Genomic DNA, 18,363 nt, shown 5'->3' with positions numbered 1-18,363 from the left:
CTTTGCGCAAAACGCACAGCCTGGAGAGATGATGCAGGGCTTGAATGAACTGAGCTTCAAGGCGCTACGCCTGTTTGTGGCCGTGCTGGACCAGGGCAGCTTTTCCGAAGTGGCCCGCCGCGAAAGCCTGGCGCCCTCCTCCATTTCGCGGCAGATTCAACTGATGGAACAGGCCGTCGGCCAGCAATTGCTCTACCGCCATACGCGCGCCGTCAGCCCCACCGAAGCCGGCCGCCTGCTGGGCCGTCACGCGCGCTTGCTACTGGAACAACTGGAGACCGCGAACCAGGCCCTGCAGGAGCAAGACAGCGAGCCCAGTGGCCTGGTGCGCATCAACGCGCCAATGGTGTTCGGCCAGCGTCACCTTTCACCCTGGCTGGGAGGGCTGTGCCGGCGTTACCCGAAGCTGCAACTGGATATCCAGCAGACCGACACCTTCGTCGACCCGCTGCAAGACGGCACCGACCTGCTGTTTCGTATCGGCGTGCTCAATGACTCGGGCATGCAGGCGCGCATCTTCGCGCCGCAACGCTTTCGCATCGCCGCCAGCCCCGCCTACCTGGCCCAGCATGGCACGCCGCGCCACCCCGACGAATTGGCCCACCACCACTGCCTGGCCTACAAAGGCATCACCGGTCAGCAGCGCTGGTTCTTCCGCCGCGGCCAGGGCGATTGGACCCCCTATAGCGTCAGCGGTCCCATCACCGGCAACCACGCCGACACCCTCACCCACGCCGCCGAACAGGGCCTGGGCCTGGTGGTGTTTCCGTCCTGGCTGATTGGCGAAAGCCTGCGCGCCGGCACCTTGCAGGCGGTGCTGAGTGAGTATGAGGTCGCGACAACCCTGGAGCCCCAACAGATCGCCGCGTTGTGGCCGGGCAGCCGCAGGCTCTCGTTGAAGGTGCGCACGGTGATCGACTATTTCGTGGAGTGTTTTGGGACGGTGCCGTATTGGGATCGGTGAGTGTGACCGCCCCCTGATGGAGCGCAAACTGTTCGAAGGCGGGGTTGAGAAAACGAGCACATGACTCAATCCTAGCTCAGAACACCCACTGCCCGATCAACCACGCATTCGCCCCACTGATCACCGCGAACAAAAACCACGCCAGCAGCCGCGTGGGTAGCCGGTTGACGAATGGCCCCATCAATTGCTTGTCGCCAGTCATGCGGATCAGCGGGTACAGCGCAAAGGGCAACTGCAGGCTCAGGACCACCTGGCTGAGAATCAGCAGCTTGCCGATGGCATCATCGCCCATCAGCCATACGCCTAGAAACGCCGGGATCAACGCCAGCCCACGGGTAATCAGGCGGCGCTGCCAGCAGGGTATGCGCAGGTTGAGGTAACCCTCCATGATCACTTGGCCGGCAATGGTGCCGGTAAAGGTCGAACTCTGGCCCGAAGCCAGCAAGGCTATACCGAACAGAATGCTGGCGAAAGCACCGCCGACCAAGGGATCGAGCAGGTGATAGGCGTCCTGGATCTCCACAACATCGGTATGGCCGGTCTTGTAGAAGGCTGCAGCCGCCAGCACCAGGATGGCGGCGTTGACCAACAGCGCCAAGGCCAGGGAGCCGATGGTGTCGATACGCGCCAGCTTGACCGCGTCCTGTTTGCTCGCCAGGTCCTTGCCGATCAGGCGGGTCTGCACGATGGAGGTGTGCAGGTAGAGGTTATGAGGCATGACCGTCGCGCCGAGAATACCGATGGCCAAGTACAACGGCGCCGCATCGCTGATAGCCGACAGTGACGGAGTGAAGCCACTGAGCACGTCGGGCCAGTAGGGTTTGATCAGCACCAGTTCGATGAAAAAGCACACGCCGATGGTGGCGACCAGCGCCAGCATGATCGCTTCCAGGCGGCGAAAACCACGATTTTGCAGGGCCAGGATCAACAGCGTATCGAAAGCAGTGATGACAATGCCGGTGGTCAGCGACACGCCCAGCAACAGGTGAAACGCCAGGGCGCAGCCGAGCACTTCGGCAAGGTCTGTGGCGATGATGGAGATTTCCGCCAACACCCATTGGGTACGAGCAGAGCGCTGGCTGTAGCGCTCACGGCACAGTTGCGCCAGGTCCTTGCCAGTGGCGATACCCAGCCGTGAACACAGGCACTGCACCGCCATCCCCGCCAGGCTAGCCAGCAGCACCACAAACAACAGGCTGTAGCCGTAGCGTGAACCGGCTTCAATGGCCGTTGCCCAGTTGCCGGGGTCCATGTAGCCGATTGAGATCAACAGGCCGGGGCCAGCGAACATCAGCACCCGTTTAAAAAACGAGGCCTTGGGATCAACAGCGACAGAGCCGGCCACTTCCGGCGGGCAGAACGGGGCGGTAGCGATTTTCGGCAGGCTGAATTTCACGCGGTATTCCAGGCAAATACACAAGACTTGGGCAGCAGCTTATCAGTCGGACGCGACCGTGCGCATCACCGTGTCTCGCGGCAGGTCAAACGCTTCCACCACTTGCACCACCAGTTCCAGTTCCTGGTTAAGGGCCTCGCGCTCCATGCGCTGGCGAATCACGCCGATCACCAGTACCGCCAGGGTGGTGATCGAATACGCCGGGCCGGAAAACGCTCGCACGCCGCTGACCAGCAACATCGCCGCAGCCAGCGCCTGGCCCACCACCGGAATCGCCGTGGCCGCACCGCGCCGCAGGATAAACCCGGTCAGCCCGGCCAACGCCGTGCCGCTCAAGGCGGTGGTGGCCGAACGCCCCAGATCAAAACGGTTGAACAGCCCCTGCTCTTTTTGTGCAGCCGCCTTGAGTTCGGCCTCGAACGCCTGGCGATCAGCGCGACTGAGTTTGTCCTTGTACTGCTCGATCAGTGTTTCTGCGACCTGCCCTTCGATCTCTGCCAGCGCCACGTGCTCAAGTGGTTGGTCGAATTTGATACCCAGGCGTTGCGCCACATCTTCGGCAATCTGGCGATAGCCCACGCCATGGCCACGGGCCAGGTTCATAAAGCTATCACCGCCCATGCGCTGCAATTCGATGGCCAGTTTCAACGGCTCGCGCACACTGGCATCAATCGCGGCACTGCGCTTTTGCGCCATCAGTTCGGCAAGAAACTTCAGCTCCTCCGGCCGCGCTTGCACCAATGCCGGGTACAGGTCCACGTCCGCTTCGGCAAAACGCACTTCACTGCTGCGTGAGTCCACACGGATCATGCCGCGCCGCTCCTGCAGCAAATCGGTGTACTGCACCACCGTCTTCAACTGCGGCCAATAGGCGGCATGATCGAAGCTGGCCAGGTGCACATTGGTGACCTTGGACTTGAGCGCGGGCGTTACGTCAATCGCATAGCGGCCAATGCAACGCTCGGTATCGGGTTTCATGGCCAGCGCCCAGTCCTTGCTGGAGTGGCAGTTGATCAACCGCCCCTTGAGCGGCGCCGACACATCATCCCAGGGGCTCGATGTACAAATCGCCCCGCCCATCAACAACAGGTTATCGAGCGGCAGTTCGCGAGCGATCTCGGGGCTGGCCAGCAAGCTCTTGACCAGGATACGCGCGCCCAGGGAGTGGCCGATCAGGTTGATGCGCCGTACCGGCAGCGACTGGTCGTGCAGGTAGCCGGCCAGCTCTGGCAATAACGTCTTGGCCACTTCATCGACCCGTGCCTCGACACTTTTGTAATGGTCGAGAAAATAGGCAATGGCCTTGCCCACGCCCACCGTCGCCGCGCCCAGGCCGCCACCGCCGAGCAACGAGGTGAGCACGTCCTTGAACGGTGCGAACAGGTTTTCCAGAAAATGCCCCGCCGGCCAGAACAACATCAGGTTGGTCGACCCTTCGATACCGGCCAGTTGCTCCTTGAAACTGCCCAGTTGCTGACGGTTGAAGAAGGCCGAATAACCGTGAACATAGAGATTGAGCACATCCCCCTGGGGCTCGCCACACAAGACGAACGTGGGTTTGCGGGTGCGGTGCATTTCATCCCACTGGTGTTGCATGGGGCGGTGACTCCTGGCGGCAAGGGATGGCGATAGTAACAAACAGAGCCGACAAGGAAGGTGAATCCTGACCAGCGTTCGCCACGCTCAGGACAATGGGAATAGCCTGAATCTGGCGAAGAGCCCAGCTACTTCAACAGGCAAAGTTGTCAATTTTGACCTGGCCATCCGGAAAAGTGGCGATGATTTCCAGCTCGCCCCCCATCGCACGTATGTAGTCACGCAACGTGCTGATGTACATATCAGTACGACGCTCCATCTTCGAAACCGCTGCCTGGTTGATATTCAATGCCTTTGCCAGGCTTGCCTGGCTCAGTTGCTGGGCTTTGCGCAACTCATGCAGCGGCATTTCTTTCAAGTGTTGCTGAAATATCTGCTCGGCATCGGCGCGCGCCTCAGGTGTCATGCGAGCTTTCAGTTCCGCGAATTTCTTAGCCATGGTCACGGCCCTCTTTACGCAATGAGTCTAAATGTACGTCGTACAGCTTCTCTGCCAAGGGTACGTACTCGTAGTACCAACGGTGCTGTGCGGTTTTATCGCCACCTATCAGCAACACTGCACGGCGCCGAAAATCGAAGGCATACAACACCCTGTAAGGTCGCCCTGCATGCTGTACCCGCAACTCTCGCAGGTTGCCGTGCCGAGCCCCCTTGATATCGCTGCTATGGGGAAAGCGCAGCCCAGGCCCGAACAGCCCCAGCAAATCAACACTGGCAGCCACCGACGATTGCTCCTTTGCATCCAAGCCATCCCACCACTCTTCGAATTCATCCGTGTATTCAACGTCCCAGACCATGCAAATATGCCACCCAAGGAATATAAACTCAAGTGCATAACTTTAGGCCGACATCGGTTGGTCGCCAGCCGTGTTCCGGAAGAAATTGTATTCACATCCTTCAGGCTGCCCGGTGAGCAATAAATGCCCTGCTTTCATGAACCAACGTACTTCTTCAAAAAATCCTCCAATCGGCATAGGGGGCGGCCTTCATAGGCCGCTCCCCTGCCACACCACCCGGCATGCGGGTCCGCACCGGGCGGTTCGAGAGATTGAGGTCAGGAGAGGCGTGGAAGTCCCAAGCGATCAAACCACGCGAGATTAAGCACCCAATTCAACGCCCATCGACTGTTATCCCACCAGCGACGGGTGTTGCATGCCACTTTCTGGGCGACTTCTTTACTCGCGCCAAGGGCTACTAGCTCTCGAAACACTGTCGTCCCTCGCTTCCATTGCTTGAGTTGGATCGCCCTAAGTCGATGCCGTATCCATTTGTCCAATTCACGCCAGACACCGGGTGTTTGCGACAACTTGAAGTAGGCTTTCCAACCCAACAAATAGGGACGTAGGAAGTCGATGACTTGCTGCAAGCTGCGGCCACATGAACGTCGGGTGAGCTGTCGGATACGTTGTTTGAATTGCTTTTGTGCCTTCTGAGATACCGCGTATTTGACTTCGTCACGAGCAAGCCAAAATTCGTAGCCCAGAAACTTACGGCCAAACGCACTCGCCACCGCGCTCTTGCTCTCGTTGACGATCAAGTGCAGCTTTCCATACAGACGTTTCAGCAACGCCATCACTCGGTGCCCAGCCTTCTTACTGCGAACATACACATTCGCGTCGTCGGCATAACGCACAAAACAATGGCCTCGGCGTTCAAGCTCTCGGTCCACTTCGTCCAGCAGCACATTCGCCAACAGTGGCGACAGCGGGCCGCCTTGCGGCGCCCCACAACGGCTTTTCTCGACCACTCCATTGATCTGCGCTCCCGCATCCAGATAAGCCCGGATCAGCCGTAGAACGGCGCGATCAGCAATCCGTTTGCCGAGGCGATCAATCAGAATGTCGTGATCAACCCGGTCGAAGAACTTCTCCAGATCAACATCCACGACTACTTTTCGGCCTGAAGATACGTAGCGCCGAGCCGTCGAAACAGCATCCTGAGCGCATCGTCCTGGCCGAAAACCGTAGCTGTATTCACTGAAAGTTGGATCAATAAGTGGCTGCAGGACTTGCAACAGCGCTTGCTGTATCAGCCGGTCGGTGACCGTCGGGATACCCAGTTCGCGCTCGCCACCGTCAGGCTTGGGAATTACCACACGCTTTACCGGACTGGGCCGGTAGGCGCCTGAAATGAGCTGTTCACGAACCTCAGGCCATTGGCACAGCAAACGTTCGGCAGTCTGGTCAATGCCCAGACCATCCACACCCGCTGCGCCTTTGTTAGCCTTAACCCGCTTCCAGGCCCGTTTCAGGTTCTCTCTCTCAAGGGCCCGTTCCAGCAGCCCTTGCCCTGCGTTATCGGGTTCATCTTGCGGGCGATTGACCTCGTCGCTGACAGGACTTCTCACGGCTTCACCGCTCGTTATCTCCATCCGCCCCGCGTTTGGCAGGCATCTGACTTCCGGTTTCTCGCATCAACATGGCCTATAACGCTCTCTCTCGTTCGGCCCTTCGTCAAAAAAAAAAAGACTACTACGGCCTCTGCTGACTTCTCGCTCCGGCTTGCGCCGTCGCCCTTTCAGGCGCAAGGCGAGATCTCCCCAGGTAAGAACGCAATCCTTCCCCGCACAACCGCCGGATTTACGCAGCCTGATCCTTGACCACAAGAGCTTCGCGATCTTTTGCTCGCTCGCCCTGATCGGCTTCGCCTTATATCCGATTCTTGTCCATCGGCTCGCGGTTTCGATTCACGCTTCCTCCCCACACTCGGTCACCCTCGTGCAGTTGCGCTTCACTTCGTTCGCTGTGGTCAGCTCACGGCGGGACTTTCACCCACAAGATTGCGCCCATGCTGGGCGCACAAAAAAACCGCCCTTTCGGGCGGTTCAAAAAACTCGGCCGTGATCAAAAACCGAGGGAGAAACTCACGGTCACTGCGTGGTCCTTGTCGTTACGCGAGAGTTGGCCCGAATAGCCCAGGCCGAGTCTGCCGTTCTGGCTGATCTGGTAATCCAGCCCCGCTTCCACCACTGCGCTGTCCTTGGCAATCGGCACGCCTTGGGTGCTGAACGAGCCACCGCCATTGATAAAGCTCAGGTCGGCGTCGGGCTTGGTATCACCGAAGGCATGGCGCCAGCCGATGCTGCCCCGCGGGGTGATTTTCGAGCCGTTGCCCAGGGTGATGGTCTGGCCAATGCGCACGCCCAAGGTCGAGTAGGTGATGTCCTGGTCGGCATCGCCACGCAGGGCTGCCGAACCGCCTTTTTCCTTGATGGTGTCGCTGTCGTAGTTGACGTAGGCCAGGCCGGCGAACGGTTCCAGGGCCACGCTAGGGGTTTGAATGGTGTAGCCGACTTCACCGAACACCTGCGCACTGCGTGCCTTGTAATCGGCTTTGAGGCGTTGGCCCTCGCCACCGACGGCCACGTTGCGTTTGCTTTCGACGTCATGCCAGCTGTACGCCACGCCCATGCGTGCGGCGAAGGCTTCCTGCTGGTAGGCGGTGTAGGCCATCAGGTGGTAGCTGTCCACATCGGCGCTGGAATTGCGGCGCTTGGCGTCCAGGTCGCTGCGGGTGTAGCCGGCGGCCACGCCCACGCGCCAGGCATCGTCCACTTGCTTGTCGGTGCCGAGCAGGAAGCCGCTGAGGTTGCGGTCCAGCTTGGCGGTGTTGCTGTCACCGCCCATATGGCCCCAGGTGCCGAGCACGCGCATCCAACCGACCATCTCGCCGTGGCAACCGGCGCTGCTCAGGTGGTTCTCGCTAGGTGCCAGGGCATTGCGCGGATCGTCCTCGCGGTAGCAACCGGGTTGGCGCAGACGCTCGTTGACCGCGTCACGCACGTAACGCGAATCTTCAAGCATGGCGCTGGCGGTGCTGGCGTGGATTTCGCCGGACAAGCTGTCGAAGGCTGCACGTGCCGCTGCCACATCTCCATTAAGCAGTGCGTTTTGCACCGCTGCGCCACCGACTGCGGTGCCTGTGCCCAACGCCGCCGCCACGCCGCGCTGGTTACCGGTGGCCGCCACGCTGGCGTAACTGACGTTGTTGCGGCTGACCGCCAGGGCCACTTGGGTTGGGCTGTAGTTCAATGCGGTATTAAGGAAAGCCAGGTTCTCCAGATTAGTGGTGGCAAAGGTACCGTTGACTGCGCCCGCGGTCAGCAGCGTATAGGTGGTGGCGCCGGCATAGGGTGCCAGGTTGACCACATTCAAGGTGCCGCCCAGGTTGGCGGTGCCGCCCACGGCCAGGGAGCCGGTGGTGGATGGGGTGATCACCAGGTTCAGCGCACCGGTACTGGCATTGGTGAAGTTGCCGGCCACGGTCAGCTTGCCGCTGTCGGGCGTCACCGAGCCGTTGTTGACCAGCGAACCGACACTGCCGTTACCGGTCAGCCCCGCACCGTTGGCCACGGTGACTTGGCCACCGAGCACGGCGCCTGGGTTGGCCGCGTTGCCCACTTGCAACACGCCCTCTTCCACCGCCACGGTGCCGCTGAACGGCTGGTTGCCGGTCAGCAACAGCGCGCCTGCGCCTTGCTTGATCAGCGCACCAGTACCGCTCAAGGTGCCGCTGAATTGGCCATTGGTGCGTTGGGCAAACAACAACCGCGCGTTGTTGAGGATCCTGCCACGCAGGCTGGTGGTGGTGCCCGCCAGCGTACCGCCACTGACGGTGGTGCCGCCGGTGTAGGTATTCGCGCCAGTCAGCAGCAAGGTACCGGCATCCAGTTTGTTGATGCCGCCGGTTCCCACCAGCGGTGCATCAATCTGGGTAGTCACGCCGGAATTGACTCGCACCGCCGCCAGGCTGCCATCCGCCGCGTTGGTCGGGCTCAAGCTGCCGCCTTCGCCGGCCGTCAGCACGTAGCCGGCGTCCAGCACTTGCAGGCCGGTGAAGCCTTGGTTGCCGACCACGGTCACGGTGCCGCCCTGCCCGCCAAATACCGCGAACTGGTTGGTGGACGCCTGCCCCTGGGTGCCGGTCGGGTCGGTCCAGTTGGTGCCCGGGCCCCAGGTGCCACTGCCACCTGTAATGGTGCCATCGGGATTGGTGGTGCCGCCGTTCCAGAACTGGATCTGGCCTGGCGCGGTTTGCACCACCAGGTTGAGCTGGTTGGCCAGCGCCGTCTGCAGGCTCAGGTTGCCCAGGGCCACCGGCAAGGTGCCAAAGGTGAGGCCGTTATCGGTCAAGCTGCCGCCGTAGCGGAACAGTTGGTACACGCCGACGCCGAAGCCGCCCGTATCGCTAACGTTGAGGGTGCCGTCCAGGGTCAGGTTGCCCGCCACGTTCACCGCCGTACTGGAGGCACCCGGTGCGCCGAGGGCGAAGTCCAGGGTGGTGCCCGATGACAAGGCCAGCGAACCCACCGACAGCGGCGTCGCGGCGCCGGCCTGGAGCACCGAGCCGTCTGCCATGTTCACCGCACCGCCCAGGGTGCCGCTGCCACCGAGGGTCGCGCCGCTGGCGACTTGTACCGCGGCGCTGTTCAAGGTGCCGTTGACCAGCAGGCTGCCGGTGTTGACGTTGGTGTTGCCGGTGAAGGTGTTAGTGCCGCTGAGCAGCAACGCACCGGTACCGGTTTTATTCAACACGCCGGTACCGGTGAGGTTGCCGGTGTAGGTGCCGTCGGTGGCTTGCTCAAAGGTCAACGTCGCGTTGTTGGCGATAGCGCCTTGCAGGCTGGTGGTGTTGCCCGTGGTGGTGCCGCCGTTGAGCGTGGTACCGCCGCTGTAGGTGTTGGCACCTGTCAGCAACAAGGCGCCGCTGCCGTTTTTCACCAGGCTGCCAGTGCCGCTGACCACGCCATTGAGGGCCAGGTCGTGGCTGCCGGCCAGGGTCAGCGGGCCACCCAGGTTGAGGGTATTGGCCAGTTGCAGGTCGGTGCTGCCATCCAGTTGCGCCGCGCCGCCGACCGTCAAGGCACCACTGCCCAGGGCAGCATTATTGCCAAGGATCAATTGACCGGCGTTCAGGCCAGTGCCGCCGCTGTAGCTGTTGACGCCATTGAGCGTCAGCGCTGCCGCACCGTTTTTCACCAGGCTGCCGCTGCCGCTGATAACCCCGTCGAGGGTCAGCGCGTTGCTGCCTGCCACCGCCAAGGCACCGTTGAGTACAGCCGCATTGGCCAGGCTGACCGCCGCGTTGCTGTCCAGGGTGGTGCCGCCGGCCGCCGTCAGAGCGCCTGTGCCGAGGGCACTGTTGTTGCCCACCACCAGGGTGCCGCCATTCAGCGCGGTACCGCCGGTGTAGCCATTATTGCCGTTGAGTACCAGGGTGCCGCTGTCGAGCTTGGCCAGGGTGCCAGCGCCGTTGAGGGTCACGCCCAGGGTCGCGGTGGCATTGGGGTCGACGCGCACCGCGGTGTTGCCGGTGCCGCCATTGACCAGGTTGAGCACGCCCGCCGTGCCGGAGCCCAGGGTGTAGCCATCAGTGACGAACTGCATGCCGGTGATGTTTTGCGTGCCGTCCACCGTCACGTTGCCCGCCGCGCCTTGGAACACCGCGAAGCTGTTGACCCAGCCTTGGTTGAGGGTGCCGTCGACATTGGTCCAGTTGGTATTGCCGGCGTTCCAGGTGCCGTTGCCGCCGTCAATCGCACCGTTGCCGATCAGGCTGTTGCCATCCCAGAACTGCACGGTGGTGTTGGGTGCAGTCACCAGCAGGTTGACCTTGCTGGTGATCGCGGTCTGCACTTGCAGGTCGCCCGGCACCACGCTGCCTGGCAGTGTGCCGAGCGCCAGGCCGTTATCGGTCAAGGCCCCGGTGTAGTTGATGAGGTTGTAGACGCCGCTGCCAAAGCCGCCGATATCGGTGACATTGAGGTTACCGTCCAGGGTCAGATTGCCGCCGACATTCAGCAGGCCTGTGCCGCCACCCAGCACCGGGGTGCCGAGGCCGACATCCAGGTTCGAGTTGCCACCCAGCACCAACGAGCCCACCGACAGTGTGCTGCCGGAGGCCAGGCCGATGTGCCCACCGTCGGCCACGGACACCGCGCCGGCCAATGAGCCGCTGCCGGCCAGGGTCGCGCCGCTGTTCACCGCCACCGTGCCGCTGGCCAGGGAACCTGTGACATTCAAGGTGCCGCCGTTGACGTTGGCTGCGCCGCTGATGCCATTGGTGCCGCTCAGGTTGAGCACCCCGCTGCCGTTTTTATCCAGGTTGCCGGCACCGTTGAGCGCGCCGCCAAAGCTGTTATCGAGGTTGCTGCCTCCCACCGCCAGCGTAGCGCCGCCCGCCACCTGCACCGTGCCGGTGCCAGCCAGGCTGTTGAGGTTGGCATTACCACCCAGGTTGAGGCTCGCTCCGCTGCCGACAGTGACGCCGGAGGTGGTGCCCAGCGCACCATTACCCGCCGTGGTCACGCTGCCGGCCGCCACGGTCAGTGGGCCGCTGAAGCTGTTGTTGCCGGTCAGCAGCAGGTCCGCCGCGCCATTCTTGATCAGCGCTGCATTGCCCGCGAGTACGCCGGCCAGGGTCAGGTTGTTGCTGCCAGCGACGCTGAGGTCGCCATTGAGGTTGACCGCATTGGCCAGCACCAGCGGCGTGCTATTGGCCAGGGTCGCCGCACCGCCGACGGTCAGCGCGCCCGAGCCCAGGGCCGTGGTGCTGCCGAGGGTCAGCGTACCGGCATTGAGTGCCGTGCCGCCGCTGTAGGTGTTGGCGCCGTTCAGGGTCAGGTTGGCGCCACCGGCCTTGGTCAACGAACCACTGCCGTCCACCACGCCGTTGAGGCTCAGGTCGTTGCTGCCGCCGACGGTGAGCGCGGCATTCAGGCTGGTGTTATTGGCCAGGGCCAACGCCGTGTTGGTGTCCAGGGTGGTTGCCCCATTGACCGCCAAGGCACCGCTGCCCAGGGCCGACGCATTGCCCAGGGTCAAGGAACCAGCATTCAATTGCGTGCCGCCCAGGTAGGCGTTGGCGCCGTTGAGCGTCAGGTTGCCCGCGCCGGTTTTGGTCAGGCCCCCGCTACCGCTGACCAGGCCGTTCAGGCTCAGGTCGGCGGTGCCCAAAATGCCCAGGTTGCCAGCCAGATTGACCGTATTGGCCAGGGCGACCGCCGTGCTGCTGTCGAGGGTGGTGCCGGCGGCCGCGTTCAGGGCGCCACTGCCCAGGGCCGTGTTGGAGGCCAGGATCAGGCCGCCTGCGTTGAGTGCGGTTGGGCCGGCATAGGTGTTGTTGCCACTGAGGGTCAGGTTGGCGATGCCATTCTTGATCAGGCTGCCCGTGCCCGCCACGGTGCCGGACAGGGTCAAGGCATTGCTGCCGCCGACGGTCAACGTACCGTTGACGTCCACATTGTTGGCCAGGTTGACCACAGCGTTGCTGTCCAAAGTGGTGCCATTGGCGGTGGTCAATACGCCGCTGCCCAGGGCACTGTCATTGCCGACCACCAGCGTGCCGCCATTGAGTGCGGTGCCGCCGGTGTAGCTGTTGGCGCCGTTGAGCACCAGGGTGCCGGTGTCGAGCTTGGCCAGGGTTCCACCGCCGTTGAGCGCGACGCCCAGGGTGGCGGTGACGCCAGGATCGACACGCACAGCGGTGTTGCCACCGGTGCCATTGAAGAGGGTCAAGGCCCCCGCCGTGCCACCCGCCAGGTTGTAGCCATCCGTGACGAACTGCAACCCAGTGATTGCTTGCGCGCCGTCAACCGTGACAGTGCCCGCCGTGCCTTGGAACACGGCAAAGCTGTTCGGGGTCCAGGCGGTGTTGAATGCACCGTTGACGCCGGTCCATTGGCTGCCGCCTGCACTCCAGGTGCCGCTGCCGCCTTCGATGGTGCCATTGCCCGTGGTTTGGCTGCCGTCCCAGAACTGCACGTTGGTGCTGCCGTTGACCAGCAGATTAACCTGGTTACCGATAGCGGTTTGCAGGTCCAGGTCGCTGGCCGGGATGTTCACCGGCAGGCTGCCCAGCAGCAGGCCGTTGTTGGTCAGGCCGCCGGTGTAGTCGATCAGGCGGTAGATACCCGCACCGAAGCCGCCGATATCCGTGACGTTGAGGGTGCCGTCCAGAGTCAGGTTGCCGTTGACCTGCACCAGCGCCGTGCCGCCCGTGGCGGGCGCGCCGAGGCCCGCATCCAGGTTGGAGTTGGCATTGAGCAGCAGCGAACCGGTGGTGAGGGTCGCGCCGGAATTGACGGCCAGGTGGCCGCCGTCGGCGATGCTCACATTACCCAGCAAGGTGCCGGTACCGCCGAGGGTGGCGCCACTGCCCACCGCCACATTGGCGCTGGCCAGTGAGCCATTGACGAGCAAGCTGCCGGCGTTGACCTGGGCATCGCCGGTCACCACGCTGAGGCCACCGAGGGTCAAGGCGCCTGTGCCGTCTTTGGTCAGGTTGCCGAGGCCTGCCACGACGCCGTCGAAAGTGCTGTCGAGGTTATTGTTGCCGACGCTCAAGGTGCTGCCGGCCCCTACTGTGGCAAGCCCGGTACCCGTGAGGGCGCCCAGGCTGGCGCTGCCGCCCAGGTTCAAGGAAGTACCGCTCGCCAGGTTGACCCCCGCGCCGACACCCAGTGCCCCATTGCCCAGCGTGGTGAGGCTGCCCGATTGCACATCGAACAGGCCGTTGAAGGTGTTAGTACCGGTGAGGCTCACATCCGCCGTGCCGGTTTTGACCAGGCTACCGCTGCCGGCCAGCACGCCGGCCAGGGTCAGGTTATTGTTGAGACCGCCCACGGTCAGCCCAGCGTTGAGGTTGACCGCATTGGCCAATACCAGCGGTGTGCTGTTGGCCAGCGTGGCCGCGCCGTTTACGTTCAAGGCGCCGGTACCCAGGGCCGCTGCCGTGCCCAGCGTCAGCGTGCCGGCGTTGAGGGTGGTGCCGCCCTGGAAGGTGTTGACGCCATTGAGGGTCAGGTTGGCTGCGCCGTCTTTGCTCAGGCCAGCCGTGCCGGTGACCAGGCCACCCAGGGTCAGGTCATTGCTGCCGGTGACGGCGAGGTTGGCGTCAAGCACGACGCCATTGCCCACGCTCAGCGCTGCCGTGTTATCCAGGGTCGCCGCGCCGCCAACGGTGAGGTTGCCCAGACCAAGGGCGGTGGCGCTGCCCAAGGTCAGCGTACCGGCGTTCAGGGTGGTGCCACCCAGGTAGGCGTTGGCGCCGCTGAGGATCAGATTGGCCGTGCCCTCCTTGGTCAGGCTGCCCGCACCGTTGATTGCGCCGCCGAGCGTCAGGTCAGCGGTGCCGCCGATGCCCAGGTTGCCCGCCAGGTTGATCGCGTTAGTGGTGGTGACCGCCGTGCTGGCGTCCAAGGTGGTACCGCCCGCGGCGTTCAATACGCCCGCGCCCAGCGCCGTATTGCTGGCCAGGATCAACCCGCCTGCGTTCAAGGCCACAGGGCCCAGGAAGGTATTGGTGCCGCCGAGTGTCAGGTCTGCCGCGCCATTCTTGATCAGGCCACCGGTGCCGCTGATGGCGCCATTGAGCGCCAATGCGTTGCTGCCGCCGACCGTCAGGCTGCCGTTGAGTACCGCATCATTGCCCAGGGTTACGGAGGCGTTGCTGTCCAGTGTGGTGCCCGCCGCAGCGGTCAGAGTGCCGGTGCCCAGCGCAGTGTTGCTGCCGACCACCAACGTACCGCCATCAAGCAAGGTGCCGCCGGTGTAGCTGTTGGCGCCATTGAGCACCAGCGTGCCGGTATCGAGTTTGTTCAGAACGCCCGCGCCGATGATATCGACGCCGAGTGTGGCAGTCGCCAGTGGGTCGACGCGCACGGCGAAGTTGCCACTGCCAGTGCTCAACTGCCCACCGGTGCCATTGACCAGGCTGTAGCCATCGGTAGCGAATTGCAGACCAGTGATGGTTTGCACGCCATTCACGCTGACAGTACCCGCCGCGCCTTGGAACACCGCAAAGCCGCCGCCCCAGGTCTGGTTGGAAAGGCCGTCGGCCGACGTCCAGTTGGTGCCGCCCGTTGTCCAGGTGCCGTTGCCACCGTCCACAGTGCCGTTGGCAATGGTGTTGCTGCCGTCCCAGAAACGAATATTCGGCGCCGCTACCACCAGGTTGACCTGGCTGCCCACTGAGGTCTGTACCAGCAGATCACCCAGGCCATAACCCAGCGGCACCGTGTTGATGTTCAATGCGCCGGTCAAGCCGCCGGTGTAGTTGATCAAGCGATACACACCAGCGCCGAAGCCACCGGCATCGCTCACATTGAGGTTGCCGGCCAGATTCACGTTGCCACCGACATTCATCAGCGAGGTCAGCGACGGTGCGCCAAGCGCCACATCCAGACTGGCCCCGGCACTCATGTTCAGGCCAGCGGCCGACAAGGTCGTGCCACTGCCCAGCGCCAACTGCCCGCCGCTATTGATATTCGCCGTACCCAAGAGCGAGCCACTGCCGGTGAGGGTGCCGCCGCTGTTCACGTCGACCAACGCGCTGCCCAGAGAACCATCGACATCCAGGGTGCCCGCGTTGATCGCCGTGTTACCGGTGATGCCATTGATTCCGTTGAGCGTGAGCGTGCCGGTACCCACCTTGATCAAGCTGCCCGCACCGCTCAGGTCACCGTCAAAGGTACTGCTGGTGTTCACGCCACCCACGGTGAGTTCCAAACCGCCGCCGACTGCCACGCCACCCGCACCACTGAGGCCGGCCAAGCTGGAATCGACGCCCAGGTTCAGCGCAGCGCCAGCGCTGACATCAACGCCGGAGGTGCTGCCCAATGCACCGGCGCTGCCGGTGGTGACGCTGCCGGAGACAATATTCAATGGCCCGGTAAACGTGTTGTTGCCGCTCAAGGTCAGGTCAGCCAAGCCATTTTTGATCAGCGCACTGGCGCCGCTGATCACGCCGCTGAGGTTCAGGTCATTGTTACCCGCGAGCGTCAGGTCGCCATTCAAGGCAATCCCGTTGCCCAGGGTGAAGGTCGCGCTGGTATCCAGAGTTGCCGCACCGCCGACCGTCAAGGGGCCTGCGCCCAAAGCGCCTGCCGTGCCCAAGGTCAACGTACCGGCGTTGAGGCTGGTGCCTCCGGTGAAAGTGTTGGTGCCGTTGAGGGTCAGGTTGGCCAGGCCATCCTTAATCAGCGCACCCGCACCGCTGACCACACCGCCCAGGGTCAGCCCATTGGTGCCGCCGACGGTCAGCCCGGCGTTGAGGACAATGTTATTGCCCAGCGCCACCGCCGAGTTGCTGTCCAGGGTTGCGGCGCCGCCAACGGTCAAGTTGCCCAGGCCAAGCGCCGTGTTGCTGCCGAGGGTCAGGCTGCCTGCATTCAGGGTGGTGCCACCCAGGAAGTTATTGTTGCCGCTGAGTGTCAGGCCGGCCGCGCCGTCTTTGGTCAGGCTGCCCGCACCGTTGACCGTGCCGCCCAGGGTCAGGTTGGCGCTGCCACCGATTCCAAGGTTACCGGCCAGGTTGATCGCGTTGGTCAGCGTGGCACTGGTACTGGCGTCCAGGGTCGTGCCCCCGGCTGCATTCAACGTACCCGCGCCCAAGGCATCGCTGGCGCCAACCACCAGCTTGCCGCTGTTCAGCGCAGTGTTGCCCAGGTAAGTGTTCGCTTGATTGAGGATCAGATCCGCCGGCCCGTTCTTGATCAAGCCGCCAAGGCCCGCCACCACGCCGTCAAGGGTCAGCGCGTTGCTGCCGCCGAGGGTCAGGTTACCGCCCAGGTTGAGGTTATTGCCCAGGCTCACTGCTGCACTGGCATCCAGCGTGGTACCCGCCGCGGCGTTCAACACACTGGCGCCGAGCGCAGTATTGGAGCCCACCACCAGCGAACCGGCGTTGAGGGCCGTAGCGCCGGTGTAGGTATTGTTGCCCGTAAGCGCCAGGCTCGATACGCCCTCCTTGATCAACCCGGAACCACCGCTGACAACCCCGCCAAGGGTCAGCGGGTTCACGCCGTCTACGGTCAGATTGGCGTTCAAGGTAATCGCATTGCTGGTGGTCAGCGCAGCATTGCTCTGCAAAGTACCTGCACCCGCCACGGTCAAGGCACCCGTGCCTAGCGCAGTGGCATTGCCCAGCGTGAGCGTGCCGGCGTTCAAGGTAGTGCCACCCTGGAAGGTGTTGGCGCCGCTGAGGATCAATTCGCCGGTCCCGGCTTTGTTCAAGCCAGTATTGCCCGAGATCAGGCCGCTCAAGGTCAGCCCGGTAGCAGCCCCCTGCACCGTCAGTCCACCGGTTCCGAGGGTCATCAGGTTAGCCAGCGTCAAGCCGTTGCCGGTGGCCTCGATAGCGCCGCCGTTAGACGTGAGCACACCGCTGCCAAATGTCGCGTTGTTATTGAATTGCGCCACACCGCCATTGAGCGTAGTGCTGCCGCTGACCAACGGCCCCTGCAACGTCCAGGTGCCACTGTTGATGGCCAGGTTGTTGAAGTTGACATAGTTGGCACTTGAAGCCGTGCCGGTGCCTGTACTGCCACCACCGACGCCCGTCGTGTTTTCAAGGATCAGCGAGTTGCTGCCGCCTGCGCCGCCGTCCACCTGGCCGGTGGGCGCGAACGTCAGGTTCACGCCGATCAGTCCGCCAAGGCTTAAGCCGAGGCCGCCGCCACTGGTCACTTGCGACCCCGTGACTGCCGTAAAGGTGTTGGTACTGGCGGTCCCCATCGACACGCCGCCAGAGATAGTGCCGGTGTTGCGGAACGTGTTTCCCGTAGCAGAGCTTTCGAACGCCACGCGCCCGGTTAGGGCGCCGTTGTTGGTCATATTGACCTGCCCGCCACCCTGCACGGCTACCACCGGGGTATCGGACGTGAACAGCGACAGACCGAGCAAGGAGGAAGAACCAATGACGCCGTCGTTGACAATCGTGGTGGTGCCGCCTGCGCCGTTGGTGGCATTGAGTGCCATGCCGCCCAGCGAGCCCAGGTTCAACCCAAGCACCGCGCCGGTACCTTTGATAACACCAGTGGCAGCGTTGGTGATGTTCAGCACATTGACTGCCGTGTTGCCGATCACCACACCACCGCTCAAGGCTGAAACCAACCCGAGTACCGCCGGGTCAATGGTGCCAGCGTTGTTCAATGTCGTGTTGTTGCCCGTCAGGTTCAGCGCAATGCCACCCACCAGTGTATTGAGCTGCGCGCCAGCGTTGACGTCGACCGTCAGGTTGTTTGCTGTACTGCTGAAGGTGTTGGGAAACAGCGGCAATATCGGCGCGCCCGTGCAGGTGACTGTCGCGCCGTCGATTGGACTCCCCGGGGTACAGGCGGCGAACACATCCGGGCTCGCCATGCCCATCACCAGCCCAGCCACTCCGAGGCGAATCGCGAGAGAAAGTGCAGAAATACGAGGTAAAGCGGCAGTCGCAAGTCTTCTATCCACGTTCTACTCCTTGTGGTCCAAGCCTTTCATCCGTGACTGCGTGCAAGCCTTGTTTCAACGATCCACACGCATCGAATTCGAAACACCTGACCGTGGTGACTACTGATCCAGTTTTTCGAAACGTTAGTAGACCCGCGCGAAAGCCATTGAATTAAATGGTATTAATACTTTCGTAA

At 62.8% G+C, this 18,363-nt stretch carries 7 protein-coding genes; 1 reads left to right on the top strand and 6 read right to left on the bottom strand.

What is annotated here, in order from left to right; genetic code table 11:
• Positions 1–31: 31 nt before the first annotated feature.
• Complete coding sequence (locus tag CLM72_RS11865; protein ID WP_105226567.1) at positions 32–964, top strand: LysR family transcriptional regulator; 933 nt, start codon at positions 32–34, stop codon at positions 962–964.
• Between the two features lie 76 nt (positions 965–1,040).
• Here CLM72_RS11865 and CLM72_RS11860 read toward each other — a convergent pair whose 3' ends face one another.
• The 6 genes from CLM72_RS11860 to CLM72_RS11830 form a co-directional block, all read right to left on the bottom strand.
• Positions 1,041–2,360, bottom strand: a complete 1,320-nt coding sequence (locus CLM72_RS11860; protein ID WP_054918680.1) for an Nramp family divalent metal transporter — start codon at positions 2,358–2,360, stop codon at positions 1,041–1,043.
• A 42-nt stretch (positions 2,361–2,402) separates the two neighbouring features.
• A complete protein-coding gene (locus CLM72_RS11855) occupies positions 2,403–3,956 on the bottom strand; it encodes a DUF726 domain-containing protein (RefSeq protein WP_105226566.1) in 1,554 nt (517 codons plus the stop codon).
• Between the two features lie 133 nt (positions 3,957–4,089).
• Positions 4,090–4,395: an XRE family transcriptional regulator gene (locus CLM72_RS11850; protein ID WP_105226565.1), complete on the bottom strand. Its 306-nt coding sequence runs from the start codon at positions 4,393–4,395 to the stop codon at positions 4,090–4,092.
• Positions 4,388–4,753, bottom strand: a complete 366-nt coding sequence (locus CLM72_RS11845; protein ID WP_105226564.1) for a type II toxin-antitoxin system RelE/ParE family toxin — start codon at positions 4,751–4,753, stop codon at positions 4,388–4,390. Before CLM72_RS11845 ends, CLM72_RS11850 begins: the two co-directional genes overlap by 8 nt.
• Positions 4,754–5,010: 257 nt before the next feature.
• Positions 5,011–6,327, bottom strand: coding sequence for a group II intron reverse transcriptase/maturase (ltrA, locus tag CLM72_RS11840; RefSeq protein ID WP_218275511.1), 1,317 nt, complete (start codon positions 6,325–6,327; stop codon positions 5,011–5,013).
• 472 nt (positions 6,328–6,799) lie between these two features.
• A complete protein-coding gene (locus CLM72_RS11830) occupies positions 6,800–18,187 on the bottom strand; it encodes an autotransporter-associated beta strand repeat-containing protein (RefSeq protein ID WP_105226563.1) in 11,388 nt (3,795 codons plus the stop codon).
• Between the last annotated feature and the right edge of the window lie 176 nt (positions 18,188–18,363).

It is taken from the genome of Pseudomonas sp. MYb193, assembly GCF_002966775.1.
Lineage (GTDB): Bacteria > Pseudomonadota > Gammaproteobacteria > Pseudomonadales > Pseudomonadaceae > Aquipseudomonas > Aquipseudomonas paracarnis.
This window is presented reverse-complemented; position numbering and strand designations above follow the sequence as displayed.